The following is a 5416-nucleotide window of genomic DNA, read 5'->3' as shown; positions in this document are numbered from 1 at the left end:
CGGGGCGGACGCGTCGGGGTTCCAGCGCAGGAGGGCGGGGTCGAGGTCGGGGAGGCGGCCGTAGAGGGCCGCGCAGCCCAGGGCGACCGACCAGAGGCGGGAGGCCAGGGACTGGTGCGCGAGGGAGGCGGCGACCCGGTCCTCGGGGGCGCGGACACTCTCGGCGACCTTGCGGACACGGAAAATCAGCGGATGTCCGTAAACGTCCGACGACTGGTCCGCGTACGCGTCGGCCAGGGTCGGCAGCGGGTCCGGCGGGTCTCCTGTCCCGGCTAGGAGGGTACGCAGGACGAAGAAGCCGCCGAGCGGGCGCAGCGCGGCGAGGGCGGGGTCGAGGCCGGGTTCGTGGTCCACGAAAAGCAGTAGTACCAAGAACGGTCGGAGAGGCAGACTCGGCCACACGCTGTACGCGCCACCACCCTGGGTGTGGTCCGTAGTCCTTTCGTACTCCATCGGGAGTACGACGCAATGAGTGCTCAGGTACGACGACAGGAACAGATCGACAGGGCATCGTGGTTGTCATGGAAGCCGACCGTTCGCCGCGCCGGGCCTGGTGCCCCCGCCTCACGCAGAGGAGCAGCTCATGAGCGCCCTCGCGTTGTCCGTGGTCCTGTCGCTGATCTCTGCCGTGGCGTACGCAGCGGGCGCGATCGTGCAGGAGCAGGTGGCGCTCTCCTCCCCGAGCGCCTCCACCGGGCAGTACGCTCCGCTGCGCCGCCCGGCGTGGTGGGGCGCGGTCGCGCTGAACGGCCTGGGCGGGGTCCTGCACGTGGTGGCGCTGGCGTACGGCCCGCTGAGCCTCGTGCAGCCGCTGGGCGCGCTGACGATCGTGTTCGCGCTGCCGATGGCGGCCCTGTTCGTGAAGCAGCGCGCGGGGGCGACGGCCTGGCGCGGCGCCCTGATGGCGACGGTCGGCCTCGCGGGCCTGCTGGCCCTGGTCGGCGCCTCCGACTCGCAGTCCCTGACGACGCCCGAGCGGATCGCGGTCGCGACGGCCACGGCGGGTGCGGTGGCCGCGCTGATGGTCGCCGCGCGCGCGGTGCACCGGCATCCGGCGGTCCGCGCGATGCTGCTGGCGACCGCGTCCGGCATCGCGTTCGGCATGTCCTCGGTGTTCACGAAGACGGTCGCCGTCGACTGGGCGGGCGGCGTCACCGCCGGTGACGTGCCCACCCTGGCCCTGATCGGCGTCCTCGCCACCGCCGGGATGCTGCTGTCCCAGGCGTCCTACCGGGGCGCGGGCCTCGCGGCCCCGCTCTCCACGCTGACCGTCGTCAACCCGGTGGTCGCGGCGGCCGTCGGCATCACGATGTTCGGCGAGACGTTCCGCTACGGCGCCACGGGCACCGCCCTGGCGCTGGGCTGCGGCGTCGTCGCGGCGGGTGGCCTGATCCTGCTGACGACGGAGCGGCTGGCCCGCGAGCACGCGCAGGAGACGGCGCAGGAGGAGCCCACCGACGGGCGGGAGCCCGGCGACGCCCCGCTGCCGGCGCTCCCCGAGCAGTCGGCGCCGGTCCGCGAGAAGCTGCCGGAGACGGGTCCCACGGCCCAGGCGGACGACGACCTGCCGAAGCCGGGCCCCGCCCAGGTGCCGGAGGGCACCCCGGCGTGGGTGTCGGCCGGCGGTCCCGCCCACCTCGCGGACGGGACGTACCGGCTCTTCTACGACGGCCTGTCACTGGCCGTGCACAGCGGCGACCGGCACTGCGACGACCGGCACCGCGCCAAGGTCAGATCCTGACGCGGCCGGCCTCCGTGGGCGGGTGAGCGGGGCCGCGCTCAGATCCTGACGCCCCCGGCCCGCAGGTACGCGACCGGATCGACGTCCGACCCGAAGCCGGGCCCGGTCCGCACCTCGAAGTGCAGGTGCGGTCCCGTGCTGTTCCCCGTGGACCCCGACCGGCCGATGCGCTGGCCCGCGGCGACCGACTGCCCGTCCCTGACGGAGATCGCCGAGAGGTGGGCGTACTGGGTGTAGCGGCCGTCGGCGTGCCGGATGACGACCTGGTAGCCGAAGGAGCCGCCCCACCCGGCGGTGACGACCTCGCCCGAGCCGACGGCCTTCACGGAGGTCCCGGTGGGCACGGGGAAGTCGACGCCGGTGTGGTAGCCCTTCGACCAGGAGGACCCGGTGGCGTGGTAGCGCGTGCCGGTGTCGGCGTTGACCGGGGCCACGAGAGAGCCGTCGCGCTCGCTCGACACCGTCTTCGGCTTGGTCGCCTTGGGCTTGGCCTTCGCCTGCGGCTTGCTCTGTGGCTTGCTGTGCGGCTTGCTCTGCGGCTTGGCCGGAGCCTTCGCCTGGGGTGCCTTCTTCCCGTCCAGGCTCAGCCGCTGCCCCGGCATGATCAGGTCGGGGTCGCCGCCGATGGTCGTGCGGTTCGCGGCGTACAGCCCCCGCCACCCGCCCCGGACGTCGCGCTCGTCGGCGATCCCGGAGAGCGTGTCGCCGCGCACGACGGTGTACATCTCGGTGCGCCCGGCACGGGACTGCGGGGTCGCCTGGGCGCGGACGTCGGGCGCCTTCGGCTTCTTGGCGGCCTTCTGCCGGGCCGCCTTCTCGGGGGCCGCCTTCTTCTGGACGACCGGCTCGATGTCGGGCGCGTCCCCGCCCCGCGTGAGCCCCGCCCGCACCGAGCACACCGGCCACGCGCCGGGCCCCTGCCCGTCGAGGACCTTCTCGGCCACCGCGATCTGCTGGTCCTTGGTGGCCAGATCCGCGCGCCCCGCGTACCGCAGCCCGCCGTACGCCTCCCAGGTGGACTGGGTGAACTGGAGGCCGCCGTAGTAGCCGTTGCCGGTGTTGATGCTCCAGTTGTTCGTGGACTCGCAGGCCGCGACCTTGTTCCAGGTGTGGACATCGGCGGCGTGCGCGGTGCCGGCGCCTATGAGGGGCAGCGCCATACCGGCGCCACCTGCGGTGACGGTGAGCGAGGCGCGGTTGATCCGGGTCGGCTGGTATCGGCGGTGCCGGCCGCGTACGGCCATGGTGAACCCCCTGTACAGGCGTCAGGAGGGCAAAAAGTAAGCGGTGCGAACCGGCCAGGGCAAGACCGCGAATCAGCCGCGCTTCTACCCCGATCGGTTCGACTCATGTCACCGCGTTTCAGCCGAAGATGCCCTGCCCCGGCACCAGGACACTCTTGGGGTCGTAGGTGCGTTTCGCCGCCGCGAGCTGCGGCCAGGCCGCGCCGAAGTGCGTCCGCCAGTCCCGCGGCCGAAACGGGATGGACCCCACCGGGTACTGCGTCCCGCCGGCCGCCGCGACCTTGTCGTACGCGGCGCGGTTGGCGGCGAGGAGCCGGTCGACGGTGGCCGTGTCGGCGGGCGGGGTCGCCGCGAGGATCGCGAACAGGTACGGAACCGGGTCGTCCGGCATCGGCAGCAGCGGGGTGTGCAGGCGGGCCCGGTCGAGGGGGTAGAGCAGGATCAGCCCGGCGCCGACGTCGGCGGCGGTGACCCCGGCGAGGATCTCCCGGGTCACCTCGGCGGTCCGGTCCCCGGGGATCAGCAGGTTCAGCCAGGGGTGCGCGTACGCCCACACCCCGGACTTCTTCAGCTCCTCGGCCACCGGCCCGACCCGGTTGACGAAGTCGAAGTACGTCGGCGTGGTCCGCTGCACGCCCGCCGCGTCGTACGACAGGCCCGCGAGCAGCGTCGACTCGGGGACCTCGGCGTCGTAGGCGACGGCCTCCAGGACGTACGCCGTGAAGGCGCCGTTCTTGTCGGCGGTGACCTGGCCCTCGACGTAGTCGAAGCGGCGCTCGCGGGTGAGGGTGCGCTGGTCGGCGAGGAAGGTGTCGAGGTCGGTGTAGGGGAGGAGGTAGTGGCGGACGGTCGCGGCGGTGGGGGCCGGGACCAGGCGCAGGGTCGCGGAGACGATGACCGCGCACTGGCCGAGGCCCGCGAGGACGGCGTGGAAGAGGTCGGCGCGGCGGGCCGGGGAGCAGTGCACGAGTTCGCCCGCGCCGGTCACGACGTCGAGGGCGAGGACGTTGTCGACCTGGGCGCCGTGCCGGTGGGTCTGGCCGCCGATGCCGCCGACCGAGAGGGTGCCGCCGACGGAGAGTTCGATGTAGTCGGTGAACACGGGCGGGGTCAGGCCGTGTCGGAGCATGGCCCGCAGGACGTCGATCCACAGGGCGCCCGCGCCGACGGTGACCGTGCCGTTCTCGGGGGTGCCGATGTGGTTGAGCGGGGTCGTCTCGATGATCACGCCGTCCGGCACCTGGGCCTGGCCGAAGGTGCCGTGGCCCTGGCCGCGCGGGGCGACGTCGATGGTGTGGGTGTTGCAGAAGCGGATCATCTCGACGACGTCGTCGACCGAGCCGGGGCGCAGGACGGCGGCCGGGGTGCGGTGCACGATGTGGCCGTAGTCGTCGGCCGCCGCCGCGAGGGACGCGGGGTCGGTGAGGAGGGTGCCGTCCAGGGGCGGGACCTGGGCGAAGGCGCTGTCGGCCGTCGCGGCCCAGCTGCGGGTGAGGGGGTCGAACGCGACCACGGCCGTACCGGCGGCCAGGCCCTGGAGGAGGGTGCGTCGGGAGGGTGTGGGGGTCATGTGCCTCGCCTCGTTCGGGTCTTCGGGCCAGGGTGGGGGCGGCCTGAAAGGGCATCAAGTGGTCAGGGGCTCATGGTAGTTCGATCTTGATCACCGGGTGCTTGTGGTTTCAAACACATCTCCGGCACACCGCCGGGCTCCCGCGCTTCACCGGCCCCCGGCACACCGCGCGGCGGCTGCCGCGAGCCCCGGGCGGGGGCTGGAGAACACCGGCACCGCCGTCCGGGCGAGCCCCTGCGCCGGGGCCATCGACGCCTGCGCCAGCACGATCGCGTCGGCGCCGGTCACCGCGTCCACCGCGTCGGCGACCGCGCGGGCGTACCCCTGCGCGTCCCCGGCCTCGAACAGCTCCCACGCGCCCTCGGCGAGGACCGTCCGCACGGTGACCGGACGGCCGCCCGCCTCCTCGCCGACCAGCGCCGCGGTCGGCCCGAGCGTGCTGGCGACCGTCCCGAGGACGACGACCCTGTCCCCGGCGGCGACCGCCTCGGCGGCCATCGGCCGGTCCACCCTGACGACGGGGACGGCGAGCCCCGCGCCCTGTTCCTCCGCGACCCCGCCGATCGACGAGCACGTGCACAGCACCGCGTCCACACCCTCGGCGACGGCCCGCTCCAGCGCGTCCCGCACGGCGGGCGCGACCGCCGCCGGACCCTCGGCGCGGGCCCGCGCGAGGAGGGACTCGTCGACGTGGTGGCGCAGGGTCAGGTCCGGGTGGTGTTCGTCGCGCAGGGCGTCGAAGACGGGGATGTGGACGGGGGAGGTGTGCAGGAGGGCCAGGCGCATGTCCGTGACCTTAGACCCTGTCGTCACCCGAAGGTCAGCGTCCCCGCCGCCGTCGCCACCCCCTCTTCTTCGACC

The 5416-nt window shown here is 73.8% G+C and carries 4 protein-coding genes and 1 pseudogene; 1 reads left to right on the top strand and 4 read right to left on the bottom strand.

Annotation, left to right across the window (positions count from 1 at the left end; translation table 11 throughout):
- A pseudogene (locus tag AOK24_RS18270) lies at positions 1-372 on the bottom strand (ferric iron reductase); the annotation flags it as partial.
- A 211-nt stretch (positions 373-583) separates the two neighbouring features.
- Between AOK24_RS18270 and AOK24_RS18265 the strand changes: the two are divergent.
- Complete coding sequence (locus tag AOK24_RS18265) at positions 584-1741, top strand: DMT family transporter (RefSeq protein ID WP_055721145.1); 1158 nt, start codon at positions 584-586, stop codon at positions 1739-1741.
- 38 nt (positions 1742-1779) lie between these two features.
- Here the strand turns inward: AOK24_RS18265 and AOK24_RS18260 are convergent, their stop codons facing one another.
- The 3 genes from AOK24_RS18260 to AOK24_RS18250 form a co-directional block, all read right to left on the bottom strand.
- A complete protein-coding gene (locus AOK24_RS18260; protein ID WP_055721144.1) occupies positions 1780-2985 on the bottom strand; it encodes a transglycosylase family protein in 1206 nt (401 codons plus the stop codon).
- Positions 2986-3103: 118 nt separating this feature from the next.
- Positions 3104-4555, bottom strand: coding sequence for an FAD-binding protein (locus AOK24_RS18255; protein WP_055721143.1), 1452 nt, complete (start codon positions 4553-4555; stop codon positions 3104-3106).
- A 147-nt stretch (positions 4556-4702) separates the two neighbouring features.
- Positions 4703-5341: an aspartate/glutamate racemase family protein gene (locus AOK24_RS18250; protein WP_055721142.1), complete on the bottom strand. Its 639-nt coding sequence runs from the start codon at positions 5339-5341 to the stop codon at positions 4703-4705.
- Positions 5342-5416 lie beyond the last annotated feature (75 nt).

Source organism: Streptomyces niveiscabiei (genome assembly GCF_001419795.1).
Classification (GTDB): Bacteria; Actinomycetota; Actinomycetes; order Streptomycetales; family Streptomycetaceae; genus Streptomyces; species Streptomyces niveiscabiei.
The sequence above is the reverse complement of the archived record's forward strand: the minus strand, read 5'-3'. Positions and strand labels throughout refer to the sequence as shown.

Excerpts from the sequence above, each read along its gene's own strand:
- AOK24_RS18265 (WP_055721145.1), top strand. The coding sequence starts at position 584 with ATGAGCGCCCTCGCGTTGTCCGTGGTCCTGTCGCTGATCTCTGCCGTG.
- AOK24_RS18260 (WP_055721144.1), bottom strand. The coding sequence starts at position 2,985 with ATGGCCGTACGCGGCCGGCACCGCCGATACCAGCCGACCCGGATCAAC.
- AOK24_RS18255 (WP_055721143.1), bottom strand. The coding sequence starts at position 4,555 with ATGACCCCCACACCCTCCCGACGCACCCTCCTCCAGGGCCTGGCCGCC.
- AOK24_RS18250 (WP_055721142.1), bottom strand. The coding sequence starts at position 5,341 with ATGCGCCTGGCCCTCCTGCACACCTCCCCCGTCCACATCCCCGTCTTC.